At 70.9% G+C, this 16,144-nt stretch carries 16 protein-coding genes and 2 pseudogenes; 5 read left to right on the forward strand and 13 right to left on the reverse strand.

Translation table 11 applies throughout. From position 1 onward, the window contains the following. The 9 genes from ABZ260_RS28920 to ABZ260_RS28960 all read right to left on the reverse strand — a co-directional run. Nucleotides 1-805, reverse strand: an 805-nt coding sequence (locus ABZ260_RS28920; RefSeq protein WP_355624059.1) for a sugar kinase, incomplete at its 3' end; no start/stop codon positions are given. 31 nt (nt 806-836) lie between these two features. Further along, nucleotides 837-1,475 carry a bifunctional 4-hydroxy-2-oxoglutarate aldolase/2-dehydro-3-deoxy-phosphogluconate aldolase gene (locus ABZ260_RS28925; protein WP_355624062.1) on the reverse strand — a complete coding sequence of 213 codons (639 nt, stop codon included), beginning with the start codon at nt 1,473-1,475 and terminating at the stop codon, nt 837-839. A 2-nt stretch (nt 1,476-1,477) separates the two neighbouring features. After that, the gene (gene dgoD, locus ABZ260_RS28930; RefSeq protein WP_355624065.1) at nt 1,478-2,623 is read right to left on the reverse strand and encodes a galactonate dehydratase; all 1,146 of its coding nucleotides are present in this window, start codon (nt 2,621-2,623) and stop codon (nt 1,478-1,480) included. Continuing rightward, nucleotides 2,620-3,333 (reverse strand): FadR/GntR family transcriptional regulator, encoded by a 714-nt coding sequence (locus ABZ260_RS28935; protein ID WP_355624068.1) that lies wholly within the window; start codon nt 3,331-3,333, stop codon nt 2,620-2,622. The genes dgoD and ABZ260_RS28935 overlap by 4 nt, the downstream gene beginning before the upstream one ends. Next, nucleotides 3,330-4,067 carry an SDR family NAD(P)-dependent oxidoreductase gene (locus ABZ260_RS28940; RefSeq protein WP_355624071.1) on the reverse strand — a complete coding sequence of 246 codons (738 nt, stop codon included), beginning with the start codon at nt 4,065-4,067 and terminating at the stop codon, nt 3,330-3,332. The genes ABZ260_RS28935 and ABZ260_RS28940 overlap by 4 nt, the downstream gene beginning before the upstream one ends. Beyond that, on the reverse strand, nt 4,064-6,094 hold the full coding sequence (locus ABZ260_RS28945; protein WP_355624074.1) for a beta-galactosidase: 2,031 nt from the start codon (nt 6,092-6,094) through the stop codon (nt 4,064-4,066). The genes ABZ260_RS28940 and ABZ260_RS28945 overlap by 4 nt, the downstream gene beginning before the upstream one ends. Continuing rightward, a complete protein-coding gene (locus ABZ260_RS28950) occupies nt 6,091-6,936 on the reverse strand; it encodes a carbohydrate ABC transporter permease (RefSeq protein WP_355563921.1) in 846 nt (281 codons plus the stop codon). Before ABZ260_RS28950 ends, ABZ260_RS28945 begins: the two co-directional genes overlap by 4 nt. Beyond that, nucleotides 6,930-7,886 carry a sugar ABC transporter permease gene (locus tag ABZ260_RS28955; protein ID WP_355624077.1) on the reverse strand — a complete coding sequence of 319 codons (957 nt, stop codon included), beginning with the start codon at nt 7,884-7,886 and terminating at the stop codon, nt 6,930-6,932. Before ABZ260_RS28955 ends, ABZ260_RS28950 begins: the two co-directional genes overlap by 7 nt. A 2-nt stretch (nt 7,887-7,888) precedes the next feature. Beyond that, complete coding sequence (locus tag ABZ260_RS28960) at nt 7,889-9,241, reverse strand: sugar ABC transporter substrate-binding protein (protein ID WP_355624080.1); 1,353 nt, start codon at nt 9,239-9,241, stop codon at nt 7,889-7,891. 396 nt (nt 9,242-9,637) lie between these two features. Between ABZ260_RS28960 and ABZ260_RS28965 the strand changes: the two genes are divergently transcribed. The 5 genes from ABZ260_RS28965 (at nt 9,638) to ABZ260_RS28985 (ending at nt 13,315) form a co-directional block, all read left to right on the forward strand. After that, nucleotides 9,638-10,303 carry a hypothetical protein gene (locus ABZ260_RS28965; RefSeq protein ID WP_355624083.1) on the forward strand — a complete coding sequence of 222 codons (666 nt, stop codon included), beginning with the start codon at nt 9,638-9,640 and terminating at the stop codon, nt 10,301-10,303. Nucleotides 10,304-10,482: 179 nt separating this feature from the next. Continuing rightward, the gene (locus ABZ260_RS28970; protein ID WP_355624086.1) at nt 10,483-11,397 is read left to right on the forward strand and encodes a helix-turn-helix transcriptional regulator; all 915 of its coding nucleotides are present in this window, start codon (nt 10,483-10,485) and stop codon (nt 11,395-11,397) included. Between the two features lie 153 nt (nt 11,398-11,550). After that, nucleotides 11,551-12,363 (forward strand): SAM-dependent methyltransferase, encoded by an 813-nt coding sequence (locus ABZ260_RS28975; protein ID WP_355624089.1) that lies wholly within the window; start codon nt 11,551-11,553, stop codon nt 12,361-12,363. 98 nt (nt 12,364-12,461) lie between these two features. After that, complete coding sequence (locus ABZ260_RS28980) at nt 12,462-12,926, forward strand: hypothetical protein (protein ID WP_355624092.1); 465 nt, start codon at nt 12,462-12,464, stop codon at nt 12,924-12,926. Between the two features lie 164 nt (nt 12,927-13,090). After that, the gene (locus tag ABZ260_RS28985; protein WP_355569570.1) at nt 13,091-13,315 is read left to right on the forward strand and encodes a hypothetical protein; all 225 of its coding nucleotides are present in this window, start codon (nt 13,091-13,093) and stop codon (nt 13,313-13,315) included. Here ABZ260_RS28985 and ABZ260_RS28990 read toward each other — a convergent pair. The 4 genes and pseudogenes from ABZ260_RS28990 to ABZ260_RS29005 all read right to left on the reverse strand — a co-directional run. Continuing rightward, nucleotides 13,290-14,507, reverse strand: a complete 1,218-nt coding sequence (locus tag ABZ260_RS28990; RefSeq protein ID WP_355624100.1) for an XRE family transcriptional regulator — start codon at nt 14,505-14,507, stop codon at nt 13,290-13,292. The genes ABZ260_RS28985 and ABZ260_RS28990 overlap by 26 nt on opposite strands. After that, nucleotides 14,494-15,387, reverse strand: a complete 894-nt coding sequence (locus tag ABZ260_RS28995; RefSeq protein WP_355624103.1) for a hypothetical protein — start codon at nt 15,385-15,387, stop codon at nt 14,494-14,496. The genes ABZ260_RS28990 and ABZ260_RS28995 overlap by 14 nt, the downstream gene beginning before the upstream one ends. 148 nt (nt 15,388-15,535) lie before the next feature. After that, nucleotides 15,536-15,922 (reverse strand): annotated as a pseudogene (locus ABZ260_RS29000) (DUF779 domain-containing protein); the annotation flags it as partial. Continuing rightward, nucleotides 15,922-16,074 (reverse strand): annotated as a pseudogene (locus ABZ260_RS29005) (aldehyde dehydrogenase family protein); the annotation flags it as partial. The pseudogenes ABZ260_RS29000 and ABZ260_RS29005, both read right to left, overlap by 1 nt. Nucleotides 16,075-16,144: the final 70 nt, after the last annotated feature.

Below are 16,144 nucleotides of genomic sequence, written 5' to 3' on the forward strand. Positions count from 1 at the left end.
GATCTACAAGGCGCTGGCGCAGGGCATGCCGGACCGGTTGCCCGCCTCCTCCGGAGGGGACGTGCCGGGGTTCATGATGGTCGGGATCCACCCGGCCCGCCAGGAGCGCGCCCTCGGCGCCGCCGGACACGACGAGCGCCAGCTCGTCGTCCGAGGCGACCAGCACGTCCACGTACGGCAGCAGGTCGCCCAGCACGGCCGACGCCTCCGCGGTGTCCCACAGCCGGGCGCGGTGGTTGACGTCGAGGCACACGCGCGCGCCGAGCTCGCGGGCCCGCCGCACGGCGTGTTCGATCGCGGCCCGGGGCTCCGGGCCGAGCGCGGGGGTGATACCGGTGACGTGCAACACCCTCGGTGTTCCCCCGCCCGCCTCACCGCCCCCGCCCGAGCCCTCGCGCCCGTCCGAGGTCAGCGCGGCCGTCACGTCGGCGGGGTTCAACCGCGATCCGGCCGATCCCGACCGGTAGTAGTGGACACGGGCCACGTCGCCGATCCGGTTCTCCTGAATGAGCAGGCCCGTCGGGTGCTCGGGGTCGATCCGGACCGCGCGGACGTCGACGGCCTCGGCCCGCAGCGTGCGCAGCACCAGTAGTCCGAGCTCGTCGGCTCCGACCACGCCCGCCCAGCGGGCGGTGTGGCCGAGCCTCGCCAGCCCGATCGCCACGTTCGCCTCCGCCCCGGCGACCGAGAGCCCGAGGCTGCCCCCGAGGCGGAGAGGGCCCGCGCCGTGCAGGGAGGCCATCGCCTCTCCGACGGTCAGCACGTCGATCACGTGCCGCCCGCCGTTCCCGTCCGGTGTCGTCACTGGTTCATCGCCTCCGGCAGGCCGTCGGGTGTCAAGGCCTCACCGCTTTCAGGAAGCCGCGGGCGCGTTCCCGCAGCGCGGCCAGATCGCCTCCGTGCGGGGCGTCGCCGACCAGGGGAGAGCCCACCCCGACGGCCACGGCCCCGGCGTCGAGGTAGGGGCGGACCTGGTCGGCGCGCACGCCGCCGACCGGTACGAGCGGCACACCGGGAAAGGGGTCGAGCAGCGCGGAGAGGTAGCCGGGTCCACCCGCGGAGGCGGGGAACACCTTGACGGCGGTCGCTCCGGCGGTCGTCGCGTTCCACACCTCGGTCGGCGTCATCGCGCCGATCAGGGTGGGAAGGCCCAGCTCGATGGCGCGGGCCGTCCCGTCGCCCATGGCGGGGGTCACCGCGAAGCCCGCTCCGGCCGAGGCGGCGGCGTCCGCGTCGGCAGCGGTCAGCACGGTTCCGGCGCCGAGGAACACGGCGCCTCCGAACTCGGCGCGCACCCGGGCGATGACGTCGAGCGCCCCGGTGCCGGTGAGCGACACCTCCAGGACGTCGATCCCCTCCTCGACGAGCGCGCACGCCGTGCGGAACGAGCCCTCCGGGTCGCGACCCCGGACGATGGCCAGCAGGCGTCGCTCCCGGAGCAGTTCGAGGAGGCGGACCGTTTCCGGGAATTCCATGATCACCACTCTGCCATCGAACCGTCGTCGTGCCGCCACAGCGGGTTGCGCCACGCGTGGGGCCGCTTGTCCGCCTGCCGTACCGCCTGCTCGTCGACCGTCACGCCGAGGCCGGGCAGCGGGGTGCGGTGGGCGTACCCCTGAACGAAGGCGAACGGCGCGGGGTCGAGGACGTAGTCGAGCAGCTCCGCGCCCTCGTTGTAGTGGATGCCGGCGCTCTGCTCCTGGATGAGGAAGTTCGGCGTGGCGAAGGCCACCTGGAGGCTGGCGGCCAGCGCGATCGGCCCAAGCGGGCAGTGCGGCGCGAGCTGTACGTCGAACGTCTCGGCGAGCGAGGCGATGCGCCGTACCTCGGAGATGCCGCCCGCGTGGGAGAGGTCGGGCTGTGCCACGGCGAGTCCGGAGTTCAGCACGGGCAGGAAGTCGGAACGGGAGTACAGGCGCTCGCCGAGTGCGATGGGCACCTCGGTCGACGCGGTGAGCTCGCCGAGCCGGTGCAGGTACTCCGGTGCCAGCGGCTCCTCGACGAACATGGGGTGCAGGTCGGCGATCGCGGCGATGATCCGCCGCGCGCTGGCCGTTCCGGCGCGGCCGTGCAGGTCGACGGCGAAGTCACGGGAGGTGCCGAGCGCCGCCCTGGCGACCTCGGCGCGCTCGACGACGGCGGCCAGGCCCGCCGCGCCGATCGACCGGTCCATCAGGCCGGAGCCGTTCATCTTGATGGCGGTGAACCCGGCCTCGACCTGCTTCTCGATCGCCTCGCGCAGCTCGCCGGGGTCATCGCCGCCGACCCACGCGTACGCTCGGACACGGTCCCTGACCGGCCCGCCCAGTAGCGCGTGCACCGGCGCCCCGTAGTGCTTGCCCGCGATGTCCCACAGCGCCTGGTCGAGCCCGGCCACCGCGCTCGACAGCACGGGACCGCCCCGGTAGAAGCCCCCCTTGGTCAGCACCTGCCAGTGGTCCTCGATCCGCAACGGGTCCTGGCCGAGCAGGTGTTCGCCGAGGACCTCGACCGCCGCCCGCACGACCTCGGCCCTGCCCTCGACGACGGGCTCCCCCCAGCCGACGACGCCGTCGTCGGTCTCCACCCGGCAGAACAGCCAGCGCGGAGGGACGAGGAACGTCTCGATCCTCTCGATCTTCACTTTCCCTCCAGGTGTAGCCGTTCGACGTCGCTCCACGCCTTGGCCAGCAGATCCCGCATCGCGGCCTCGGCCGCGACGTCGTCGGCGGCCCTGACGGCGTCGAGAACCGCCAGGTGGCTGGGCACCGGGTCGTCACTGTCGCGGGAGCCGTGCACGAGCCGGTCGCGCCCGGCGAGCCCGGCGCCCATCACGACCTCCATGCGCACCAGCAGCTCGTTGCCGCCCGCCGCGAGCAGCGCGCGGTGGAAGAGCAGGTCGGCCTCGACGACGGCGCCGGGATCGCCCGCGTCCCCCGCCTCGGCCATCCGGTCCAGCGCGGCCTGCAGTTCCGCCAGCTGCCCGGGGGTACGGCGCAGCGCCGCCAGGCGGGCGACCGGCGGCTCGACGATGGCCCGCAGCTCGTGCAGGTCGCGCAGGAAGCCGTGGTCGGGGCGGCCGGCGAACTTCCACCGGATCACGTCGCCGTCGAGCAGGTTCCAGTCGGAACGCGGACGCACGTACGTGCCCAGCTTCGGCCGGGCGGAGATGAGCCCCTTGGCGGTGAGGACCTTCATCGCCTCGCGCAGCGCGGTCGAGCTGACGCCGAGCCTGTCCTGCAGGACGGACACGTCGAGGGGGTCGCCCTCGCGACACTCACCGCTGAAGATCATCGCGGCGATCGCCTCGACGGTCTGTCCGTGGAGGCCCCGTCCGCTGTACACAGCCATCATGCCGAGTCCTTCACTATGCTCCATCCGCCGTCGACGACCAGCGACGCGCCCGTGACGAACGAGGCCTCGGACGACGCCAGGAAGGAGATGACCGAGGCGACCTCCTCGGGCGAGCCGAACCTCTGTAGCACGGTCGCCCTGACACTGCCGGCACGGCCCTCCTCGTCGACCCGGTCCCAGGCCGGGGTCATGATCGGCCCGGGGATGACGCAGTTGACGCGTACGGCCGGGCCGTACTCCACTGCGAGCTGCCGGGTGAGCGCCGTCAACCCGCCCTTCGCCGCCGCGTAGGCGGGATGTCCGGGAAGCCCGACGAGAGCGTGTACCGATGAGGTGATTACCATGGCGCCGCCGGTGCGAGCAAGATCGGGCAACAACCGGCGGGCGGCCAGGAAGGTCCCGGTGAGGCTGACGCCGATCTGCCGGTTCCACGAGTCGAGCGGCGTCTCGTGCGCGGGCGCCACCTCGACGGTGTACGCGTTGCTGACGACCACGTCGATCGGTCCCCATCCGGCGACGTGGTCCCAGGTCTCCTCGCGGCTCACGTCGCCCGCCAGGAAGGTGGCCTCGCCACCCGCCGCGCGCAGTTCGGCGACCAGCGCCTCCCCGGCCTCGGACACGTCGACGACCAGCACGGAAGCGCCCTCGGCGGACAGCCGCCTGGCGGTCGCCGCGCCGATGCCCGACGCGCCTCCGGTCACCACGGCGCTCCTGTCGGCGAAGCGGCCCGTCATGCGTCCTCCTGGCGGATCACCGTGACGTCGTGGGGTGCCAGCTCGACACCCGCGGCGTGTACCGGACGGTCTCCGTGGTTGAGCAGGAACAGGAATCGGCGGCCGTCTCCGGCGACCCGCGCCACCGCCTCGACGCCGTCGGGGAGATTCGGCAGGACGGGGGAGACCCCGGCCAGGCGGAGCGCGTCGCGGACCAGCTCGCGCATGGTGTCCTCGTCGGGACGGGTGCCCAGGTAGGTCGCGGTGCCCGCGCCGAAGGCGTGCCGGGTGACCGCGGGCAGCCCGGCCAGCGGTCCGTCCGCGTAGGCGGCGAGCTCGCTCGCGCCCTCCGGCACGATGTGGTCGGCCCACAGGTCGGCCGTCCCCCCGAAGCCTCCGGTGCCTTCCGTCGCACCGCCCGGAGGAGCCGAGCGGCCGGGGAGGCCGTGCCCGCCCGGGACCAGCTTGACGCGCTCGCCTTCGCTCAGCGGCCAGAACTCCTCGACCCGCAGTCCGAGCGGTTCGCGCAGCGCCCCCGGGTAGCCGCCGAGGCGTACCCGGTCGCACTCGTCGGCGATGCCGCTGAAGAAGGACACCAGCAGGTGCCCGCCCGCCCGCACGTACTCGCGGAGGTTCGCCGCGGCGGCGTCGGAGCACAGGTAGAGGTTGGGCACGACCACCAGCCGGTAGCCCGACAGGTCGGAGTCCGGCGGCACCACGTCCGCGGTGACGTTCTCCCGCCAGAGCGGCGTGTAGTGCGCGCGCAGCCGCTCGGGCAGCTTCAGCTCCCCGGGCCTGGCGTCCAGTTCGAGGGCCCACCAGTTCGCCCAGTCGTGCACGATCGCCACGTCGGCGCGGACCCGGGAGCCCGTCACGTCGCGCAGCTCGCCGAGCTCGGTACCCAGCGCGGCGACCTCGCGGAAGATCCGGTTGTCGGTTCCGCCGTGCGAGACGATCGCCGAGTGGAACTTCTCGGCGCCGCCCGCGGAGGCGCGCCACTGGAAGTACATGACCGCGTCGGCGCCCCGCGCCAGCGCCTGGTGGCTCCAGAGCCGGTTCAGGCCGGTGTGCTTGGGCCGGTTCGGCGGCCGGTAGCTGATCGCGCCCGTCGCGCTCTCCATCATCAGGTACGGCTGCCCGCCGCGCAGCGAGCGCATCAGGTCGTGGAAGAGCGCCGCGTCGATGTGGGCCCGGGGGTCCTTGGGCTCGGGGTAGATGTCCAACGCCACGATGTCGAACTCGGCGGCCCACGAGAAGTAGTCGACGGACCGCCACAGGCCCATGACATTGGTCGTCACCGGGACGCCGGGGGTCAGTTCCAGAAGCGCCTCGCGCTCGGCCCGGTAGCAGGCGAGCAGGGCGTCGGAGCTGAAGCGCCGGAAGTCGAGCTCCTGGGCGGGGTTGGTCAGCGTCGGGGCCGTCCTGGGCGGGTGCACCTCGGCCCAGTCGGTGACGCGCTGGCTCCAGAAGGTCGTCGACCAGGCGGTGTTCAGCGCGTCGAGGTCGCCGTACCGCTCGCGCAGCCAGCGCCGGAAGTCCGCCGCGGAGACCTCGCAGTAGCATTCGTCCAGGTGGCAGCCGTACTCGTTGCCGACATGCCAGAGCGCCAGAGCGGGGTGCTCGCCGTACCGGACGGCCAGCCGCCGGGCGAGTGCCACGGCGGCGTCGCGGTAGACGGGGGAGCTGGGGCAGTAGTGCTGACGCGACCCCGGCCACAGGGTGACGCCGTCACGGGTGACGGGCAGGGTCTCCGGGTGCAGCCGGGGCAGCCACGAGGGCGGCGACGCGGTGCCGGTGGCGAGGGACACCGCGATGCCCGCCTCGCCGAGCAGGTCCATGACCTCGTCGAGCCAGCCGAAGTCGTACTCGCCGGGGGCGGGCTCGACCGTGGCCCAGGAGAAGATGCCCAGGGTGACGAAGTTGACCCCGGCCTCGCGCATCAGCCGGACGTCCTCGCGCCAGACGTCCGGGGGCCACTGCTCGGGGTTGTAGTCGGCGCCGAAGCCGAGGCCGTCCAGCCTGTCGTAGAGGTGGGTGATCCTGTTCAACCCTTGACGCTCCCTGAGGTCAGCCCCGCGCGCCAGAAACGCTGGAGCGAGGCCATGGTGAGGATGAGGAGGAGCGCGGACACCGCTGCGCCGGTGACCGTGAGCTCGTAGAAGGCCGGGTCCCTGAAGGTCTGCGAGTTCCACTGCGCCAGACCCAGGGTGACCGGGTAGAGACGCTGGTCGGAGAGCATCACCAGGGGGAGGAAGTAGTTGTTCCACACGCCGATGAACTGGAACAGGAAGATCGTGACGAGCGCCGGGCTCATGATCTTGAGGACGATCCCGAAGAAGATGCGGTACTCCCCGGCGCCGTCCAGCCGCGCCGCCTCCAGTAGCGCGTCCGGGATCGCCGCGTTGGCGTGGATGCGCGCGAGATAGACCCCGAAGGGGCTGACGACGCTGGGCAGCAGCACCGACCAGAAGGTGCCGGTGATCCCCACCTCACTGAAGATGAGGTACGTCGGCAGCGCCAGCACCGTGGCGGGCACGAGCACTCCGGCGAGGACCAGGTTGAACAGCACCTCCCGGCCGGGGAACGGATACTTGGCCATGGCGTACCCGGCGCCCGCCGACAGCAGGGTGGCGACCAGCGCGCCGGCTCCCGCGTACAGGAAGCTGTTGAGGATCCACCGGCCGAACAGGCCGTCCTCGGTGCCGAACAGGCGGCTGAGGTTGGTGCCGAGCTGCGGCTCCGGCGACCAGAGCCCGAAGGTGCCGAACAGGTCGGCGGAGCTCTTCGTCGCGGCGATCAGCACCCAGACGACCGGCAGCAGGAAATAGACCGCCGCCGCGCCCAGCAGGGCCAGCACCACGACCGACGAGGGACGGATCCGCCTCACCATGCCCGGTTCCCCTTCCTGTTGACCATGCGCAGGAATCCGAACGAGATGACGAATGACATGATCGCGATCAGCGTCGCCTCCGCGGACGCGAGGTGGATGTTGCTCTGCGCGAAGGCCTGGTTGTACGCGGCCAGGTTCGGGGTGTAGTCGCTGTTGATCGCCGTGGTGAGCGGTTTGAGGACCAGCGGTTCGACGAAGAGCTGGAGCGTTCCGATGAGGGTGAACACCGTGATCAGGACGAGCGGGGCGCGGACCAGGGGGATCTTGACATGCCAGGCGATCCGCAGCTCGTTCGCGCCGTCCACCCTGGCCGCCTCGTACAGCTCCTGCGGGATGGCCTGGAGACCGGCGATCAGCACGAGCATGTTGTAGCCGACGAACTGCCAGGTGGAGATGTTGGCGATGGCCAGCAGCACCGTGTCGGGACCGAGGAAGTCGTGTGGCAGGCCCGCCGCGGCCAGCAGGTCGATCAGCGGGCTGGTCTGCGGCACGTACAGGAAGCCCCACAGCAGGGATGCGATCACGCCGGGCACGCCGTACGGGAGGAAGAAGGAGACCCGGAAGAACGCCCGGAAGCGCGCGCGGGCGGAGTCGAGGAGCAGGGCCAGCGCCAGCGCGCAGACCACCATGATCGGCACTTCCATCAGGCTGAACAGCAGCACCCTGACGATGCTCCCGACGAAGGCGGGCGAGGTCAGCGCGGTGGCGTAGTTGTCGAGCCCGGCGAAGTCCAGGGTCGGCTCGGTCAGGCCGAGGCCACTGCTGGTGAGCTTGAAGAAGCTCTGGTAGACCGCGTAGCCGATGGGCGCCAGAAAGAAGAGCGCGAAGACCACGAAGAAGGGTATGACGAAGACCGCGACGTGTGACCGGGAGCGGCGGGGGTGCCGCGGACGCGTGTGGTCCGCCTCCGCTCCGGCCTTCGGCGTCTCCCTCTGCAGCACCCCCGTCACCGTCAGCCTCCCGTCACCACGTTGAGGCCCTTGGCCTTCAGCTGATCGACCATCGCCTGCTGGCTCTTGGCGAACGCGTCCGCGAGCGTGCCCTCGCCCTGCACCGCGGCCTTGGCGTTGTCGGTGACCGAGGCGTACAGCGCCTCGCTGACCGGGGGCCAGCGCCAGTCGCCGCTGACGGCCGCGTCGGCCTCCTTGAAGACGTCCCAGATGTTCTGGCCGCCGTAGAAGGGGAAGACGGTGTCGTCCTGCCGCAGGTTGGTGATCTGGCCGGTGTCCTTGACCGACGGCCAGCCGTACCCGGCCGACAGCAGGATGTTGACGCTCTGCGGGTCGCTGTTGAGCCATACCGCGAAGGCCGTGGCCTCGGCGGGGTGCTTGGTGCCCTTCAGCACGGCCGAGGAGGAGCCGCCGGCCCAGCTGGCCGAGGCGAACCCGGGGCTGCCCGCCCACTGGGGCATCGGGGCGACGGCCCACTTGCCGGAGGTCTTCGGCGCGTTGCCGCGGATGATCGCGTCTCCCCAGGAGCCGCCGATCCAGCCGACGACGCCGCCGGTCTGCAGGTCCTTGTACCAGGCGTTGGACATGTCGGCCTCGGTCTTGACCAGCTTGTCGTCGAGCATCTTCTGCCAGAAGTCGGCCACCTTGCGGGTGTCGGGGTTGTCGACCGTCACCTTCCAGGCGTCGCCCTCGGTGCCGAACCACCCCTGCCCGGCCTGCTGGGCGAGGGCGATCAGCCAGGGGGCCTGGTTGGCGGCGAAGGTGGAGATGTAGGAGTCCTTGTCCTTCTTCCGGATCGTCCTGGCCGCGGCGGCGAAGTCGTCCCAGGTCTTCGGGGCCTCGATGCCCCACTTGTCGAACAGGTCCTTGCGGTAGTAGAAGCCCATCGGCCCGCTGGCCTGCGGGATGGCGTAGACCTTGCCGCCGAAGACCCCGGTCTGCCACTGCCAGTCGACGAACGTCGACGCGTGCCGCTCCGCGTGCTGGGTGATGTCCTCCAGCGCCCCGTTGACCAGGAAGGAGGGCAGGGAGTCGTAGCCGACCTGGGCCACGTCGGGCGCGTTGCCCGCCTTGACGCCCGCGAGCATCTTGGCGTAGCCCCCGTCGGGACCGGCGGTGATGGTCTCCAACTGGACCTTGATGCCGGGGTGGGAGGTGTTGAAGGCGTCGACGGCCTTCTGGATGTTGGGCACCCAGGACCAGAACTTCAGGGTGACCGGCTGGGCCGGGTCACCGCTCGCCGGACCCGCGGCGGGCTCGCCGGACGCGCCGCCGCAGGCCGCGGTCACGCCCAGCGTCACGGCCGCGGCGGCCACGGCCGCGAGCCGCGCCACCCTTGGCATCTTCGATCCCATGTTGACTCCCTGTGAACGGAGGAGATGCCCGGTGGACAGCTTCCGGGCAGTGCCTGGCAGACCTGCAGGATCCGATTACCGAGGGACATTAGTCATATTTTATTAATAATACAAGAGCGTTTCCGAGTCGTTACCTTACGTTGCCTGCTTGCCGTTAGATACCACTTGACCTGGCCTTATCCATGGATCGCCAGGCATGGCCGAGATCGTCGCGCCGGATGCCGGGCGGCCAGGAGGGCGGTGCGGCGCAGTCGGCTGAACTCGGCGCGCGGATCCTGCGTACCTGCCGGTGAGAGCCACATCGAACACCGGCGTGCGAGCCGGTCCCCGGCTCACGGCCCGCCGTCGCGCCTGCACGCCCTTGACGGCGCGGATCCTCATGCTGGAAGGATTGGGATGGACATCACTGCCTCTGTCGGGACTTCTCGCTCCCGCATCGAGACTCCGTGCCCGCCATGGTGCGAGCGTGCGCACTCCACCACCTACGTCACCCACGCGGCCGACATCGCCGAGGTGCACAACCCCGACGGGTCCACGGTGACGGTCACGCTCTCCCAGCACCTCCAACCCGGGTACGTGGGGGAGCAGCTCGTGCGCGTCTACACCCGCCTCGGCGAGGAGACCGGCATCGCCGACCTGTCGCCCGGCTCGGCCGAGGCCGTCGGGCGCTCGATCGTCGCCTTCTCCCCCGACGGGGCCGTGCGCGCGTACGGGCTGGCCCTGCAACGGGCCGCCGCGCACCTGCTGCTCGGTGGGCTGGAGGTGCCCCGGGACGGAGGGGAGGAGGCGGCCGGGCGGGCCGGCGAGACGGGCCGGGTCCCCGCCGAGTCGCCCTCGCAGGAGAAACTGTTCCGGATCGCGTTCCTGTCCGGCTACCTCAACGTGACGAAGGCGCCGGGACCGTTGAACGGGGGAGTGGTCGAGCGCCGCCTCAGCCGGGTGCTGTCGCCGAGGGAGACGAGCGAGCTGTGCGACATCGTGCGCGGCATGTTGTCCCGCCGTACCGCGGCCGGCCGGGGTGTCCCGCACGACGACACCTGCGACCTCGCCTCGGGCCGGTAGCGTCGGCGAGGTTTCGGACACGAGTCCTGAGCCGGAAAATGAGCTGTCAAGAAAGATTTGTCGATGTATGGCACATGCGATTGCAAGTGCATGCGCAAGTGCGCGCCTAGCGGGACTGTGAGATTCACACCGTATATGTGAAACTGTGGCACCGTAGGAAGGTGCGACAGGGAGCCGATATGGCCGGACAGACCGCCGAGGACGGCGGCGCGCGGAGCGGTGTTCTCACCTACGCGGGGGGTGGCGGCCCCACCATCCTGCGCATTCTCCTCGGTGCCCAGCTGCGGAGGCTGCGCGTCGCCAAGAACATCACCCGCGAGCAGGCCGGCTATGCCATCCGCGCCTCCCATGCCAAGATCAGCCGGCTGGAGCTCGGGCGAGTCGGTTTCAAGGAGCGCGATGTCGCGGACCTGCTGACGATGTACGGGGTGACCGACACCGAGGAAAGGGCCCCGCTGCTGACACTGGCCCGTCAGGCCAACGCGCCCGGCTGGTGGCACAAGTACGGCGACCTGCTCCCCAACTGGTTCGAGGTCTACGTCGGGCTCGAAGAGGCGGCCTCGACGGTCCGGACCTACGAGGTGCAGTTCATCCCCGGCCTCCTGCAGAGCCCCGAATACGCGCGGGCCGTCATCATGCTCGTGCACGGCGGCGCCTCGGCGAGCGAGGTCGACCGCCGGGTCTCGCTCCGTATGGCCCGTCAGCAGCGGCTGACCAGGCCGGGCGCTCCGACGCTCTGGGCGGTGATGGACGAGGCCGTGCTGCGGCGGCCCATCGGCGGGCCCCAGGTGCTGCGCGCCCAGATAGACCACCTGCTCGAAGCCGTCGAGCTGCCCAACGTCAGGCTGCAGATCATGCCGTTCGACCGGGGCGGCCACGCCGCGGCGGGCGGTCCGTTCTCCATCCTGCGCTTCCCCGAGCGGGACCTGCCCGACGTGGTCTACATGGAACAGCTCACCAGTGCCCTCTACCTGGACAAGCTCGACGAGACCGACCACTACATGCAGGTCATGGACCGCCTGTGCATCCAGGCGTACTCCCTCGCCGAGAGCCGGAGGTTCCTGGAGGACCTTCGCGAGGAGCTCTCGGGCTGATCCGGGAGGGCCGTTCGCCGGTGGGTTCCGGGGGGATGCGCTGCCCGAGAGTTTGGGGCCGTCCTAATTGTCGATCAGATGATATGTCGTTTCATGATCTGAAATGCTCGCCACTCGTCTAGCATGCCGGGAAAGAGTGGTGAAGGCGAGGATATGACTGAGCGCGAGCAGGCCCCAGCGGGAATCGACCCCACGGTCCCGAGTGTGGCCCGTATGTACGACTACTACCTGGGAGGCAAGGACAACTTCGCCTCCGACCGGGCGGCCGGTGACAGGATCGTGGAGTTTGTCCCCAACGTGAAGGACGTGGCGCGTTCGAACCGCGCCTTCCTCGGGCGCACCGTGCGGCATCTCGCCGCCTCGGGGGTCCGCCAGTTCATCGACATCGGCACCGGCCTGCCGACGCAGGAGAACGTGCACCAGGTCGTCCTGCGCGAGGCGCCCGACTCCCGGATCGTCTACGTCGACAACGATCCCATCGTGCTCGTGCACGCCCGCGCGCTGCTCGCCGACAACCCGCAGACCACCGTGATCTCCGGGGACCTGCGGGAGCCGGATGCGATCCTGGATCACCCCGAGGTCCGCGAGCGCATCGACTTCGACCAGCCGGTCGCCGTCCTCATGGTCTCCATCCTGCACTTCGTCGCGGATGACAAGGAGGCCGCCGACATCGCCACCTCCTTCGGGCGGCGGCTGGCCTCGGGCAGCCATGTGGTGATCTCCCACGTCACCTCCGGCGACCTCAGCGAGGAGCAGGTCCGCCAGGGCCGTGGTGTCTACGGCACGACCACCGCGGGCGGTGTCTTCCCCCGCACCCTCACCCAGATCCGCGAGCTGTTCGACGGGCTGGAGATCCTCGAACCCGGTCTGGTGCCCGTCTACGACTGGCGGCCCGACCCCAGCGACGTCGTCATCCCGCCGGGAGCCGGCGCCGTCACGGTGGGCGCCGTCGGCCGGGTTCCCTGACCGGCGCCCCGTACCGTCCCCGGACGACCGGCATCGTCCGGGGACGCTCCCACCCGGCGGGCGGTGAACTTATCGGGGCGGACGGGCGTATCTCCAGGATGTTGACACATTCGTGCCAGTCCGGTGTCGCCAGGAACGCCCGCGCGATCGCCGCGGCGATCCTCGCCCTGTCGTTCTCCCTCGCCTGCAGCGCGGACCGGCCCGCGGGAGCCCCCGTCGCCGCGGCGGCGGGCAACGCGGTCCCCGCAGGGCCGCCGCCCACGGTCGAGCAACTCGCCGAGAAGGTCGGCTGCAAGGTCAAGATCCAGGTCGACGCGGTCGACATCCGTACCGGAGCCTGTAAGACCCCCGTCGGCCGGTTCTTCATCAGCACCTTCGTCACCCAGCACGGCAAGGACCAGTGGATGGACCAGGCGCCGGAGTACAACCCCCATCTCGTCGGGGAGTTGTGGACCGTGCTCGGCGCCAGGCAGGTCCTGGACGAGCTGCGCGAGACGCTCGGCGGCGACCTGCACCTGACCGACCACCGGGTGAGCCCCACCCCCACACCGCCCGCCGGGTGACGGCCGGGGCTCGGCCCGTGCCGGGCATGCCCGCCTGGTACGGGCCGAGGCCGCCGTACCGCCCGGATGCCGGGTGCGTCAGCCATCCGGAAGGGCGAACTTTATCCCTGAATGAAATGGATACGGCATTGCCTGCGGATTCGTCGATCCGTAGCATCCGTCACATGTCCATCACGCGTGAGTTCGCCTATGCCTCGTCCTCGCGTCCCGCTGACGGCGAGTGCGTGTGGTACCGCTCCAAGGGTGACGTCTACGACCTGATCCGTACGGGCAGTGACGGGGATTTCCGGTATCACGCCTTCCACGCCCGCGACGGCCGCTATCTCCAGGCGTTCGCCTCCTGGCAGGACGGCATGGAATGGATCAGGGAGCGTGTCGAGGAGGATTAGGGCCGCCTGCCGCGGACGCGTCGGGTACGAGGCGCAACGCCGGGCGCTGGTCGGGCAGGTCGAGCAGCTCACGCACCCGGGAGACCGGCCAGGCCAGCTGGGCGGCGAGCCGCTCCATGGTGAGGCCGGTCTCGCCGACGGCCAGGTCGAAGGCCTGGCGCAGCAGCACGGGCCGCTCGCCGGGGTAGCCGCTGATCGGCTCGGCGGCGAAGCCCGGCTGGTCGCGGAGCGTCTTGAGCCGCTGGTAGGCGCGGCTCGCCGCCGAGTCGGAGATCAGACCGACCTCGCGGCAGCGGTACAGCAGGGAGTCGACGGACACGCCCCAGGTGCGCTTGAGCTCGACCAGCCTGCGCAGGTCGAGGCGGCCGGGCAGCTCGGGCAGGATGCTGTCGCGCGGGGTGAGGAACTCGGCGGCGAAGACGTCGGCCTCGCGCTCCTGCTGGCTGTCTCCTGAGGCCGTGTCACCGTGCAGCACCAGATGGCCCAGCTCGTGGGCGGCGGTGAAGCGGTAGCGGTGGATGTCGTCGAACCGGTTGGCGGTCAGCACCACGATCGGGCGCGGCAGCTGGGAGGTGGAGAAGGCGTCCACCGTGGTGGCGTCCTCGTCCGGCGGAGGGAGGACCACGACGATCCCCTGCGCCTCCATGTGCCGGACGACGTGCGACAGCGGGCCGGTGCCCAGCCGCCAGAGCCGCCGCAGGGCGCGGGCGGCCTGGACGGGGTCGCGGGGCAACTCGACACCGGAGTGGACCTCGCCGCCGGAGAAACCGGGAAGGGCCACGTCCGGCAGCCTGACCTGCTTCTCCAGGGCGTGGGCCAGCTCCCAGACCTGCTCGACGAAGGCCGCGGCCTTGGCGCGCTGGTGGGCACGGGTGGAGCGCAGGCTCCTGAAGTGCGCCATGGACCCGTCCAGCTTGCCGTGCGGGCGGCCGAGCAGGAAGAACGCCGGTGGCACGCCGAGCACGTCGGCCAGGCGGGGAACGAGCTCGGGGCGTGGACGGGTCATGCCCGTCTCGTACTGCCCCACCGCCGCGGGGGTGACGCCGATCCGCTCGGCCAGGTCCTTCTTCGTCATCCCCGCCAGCTGCCGCGCCTGGGTCAGCCGCGCCTGGTCGAACGCGTCGGTGACGGCCTGCGGGCTCGGGCCGCCCTCGGCGGCGCCGAACAGGGGGGTCTGGTTACGGTTGCTCATTGTCGCCGGTGACCGCGGTTTCCTCTGGTGCCTCACTGCCTACGGGGAAGATCTTGCCATTCTTCCGCTCGGCTGAAGACCGCGTGCTCAGCGCGAGGTCGGGCAGGAGACCGTCGTCGAAACGCGACGCGGCACCGGGCTCCGTCGCCCACAGGCCGCTGAGGGGGCCGGGGGAGGCGGCCGGCAGCGGGATCGGCTCGTGGTGCAGCCAGCGGATCCTGCCGAACTCGTCGACGAGCTCCGCCTCGCCCCAGTAGAGCCGCAGCAGACCGGCCTGCGCGTTGCCCGCGTAGGCGACCGGGACCAGCCGGGTCTCGTCGGGCAGCCCGGTGAGCGCGGGGCGGACCGTGGCCGGACCGTCCGCCCCCGCGGACAGGTCCAGCTCCTCCTGGGCACTTCCCCCGTCGAGCGCCAGGTCCAGTTCCTCCTGGCGGTAGGAGGTCGCCGGGCCGAACCGGTCGAACAGCTCGCGGACCAGTGAGGAGATGCGGCCGTCGCTGATCCGGGCCTCGGAGATCGGCGTGCGGTCGTCCTCGGCGTAGCGGAACGGCAGCAGCAGGTTGCCGCCGAGCACCACCAGGTGGTGCGCCGAGCCATGCGGCCTGACCAGCCGGAAGCCCGGCTCGTCACGCAGTCCCTCGGCGAGCGCCTCGTAGCGCCTGGCCATCATGGTGAAGCCGTAGGTGTACCGCTTGTCGCTGTGCGCGGAGCTCTGCGCGTCCTGCGCGTTGCCCATCGCCTCAAGCAGCGAGGCGGCCAGCTGCCGCCGTACGGCCTCGGCACGCTCGCCGAACCGTTCCCTCGCCCAGCTCGACCCCGCCTGGCCCGGCTTCGCCTGTGCCACCCCGGCCTGGTCCGGCGACGACGACCCGCTGCCCATCGGCGACCTCCGCTCACGCTTCGCCCGGTGTCAGACGATCGTCGCCGACACTTCATTTCCGTGCATCGTACTCCCGCTGTGACTCTATTTGATGTTGCCCATCCCCCGTGTCGCCGGCGGCCCCGCCCGGTGGGGGAGGCTCCTTGCGGATCCGCTCGGCCTCCTCGTCGGTGAACAGCCGGGAGCGGATGAGGAAGCGCACCCCCTCCGGGGCCTCAAGGGAGAATCCTCCGCCGCGGCCGGGGACCACGTCCACCGTGAGGTGGGTGTGCCGCCAGTAGGCGTACTGGGAGGCGCTGATCCAGAACGGGGTGTCCAGGGCCAGCACGCCCAGCAGCAGGTCCGCGCCGCCGACCCGGAACTCGCCCCGGGGGTAGCACATGGGCGAGCTGCCGTCGCAGCAGCCGCCCGACTGGTGGAACATCAACGGGCCGTGCCGTTCGTGGAGCACGGTCAGCAGTTCCCCGGCGGCGGGGCTGAGCCGCACCCGCTCCACTCGGGGCGGGTGCGGCTCACCGGTGGGGCCGGTCGGCATCAGAAGAAGCCCAGTCTCTTGGGCGAGTAGCTGACCAGCAGGTTCTTGGTCTGCTGGTAGTGGTCCAGCATGACCCTGTGGTTCTCGCGGCCGATGCCCGACTGCTTGTAGCCGCCGAACGCGGCGTGCGCCGGATAGGCGTGGTAGCAGTTGTGACCAGCTAATTTGTCTTAAGCGCGTCTTTATCGCCCACGATCGCGCTTGGTCACCGCCGAAGGTGAC

The organism is Streptosporangium sp. NPDC006013, from assembly GCF_040614275.1.
GTDB lineage: Bacteria > Actinomycetota > Actinomycetes > Streptosporangiales > Streptosporangiaceae > Streptosporangium.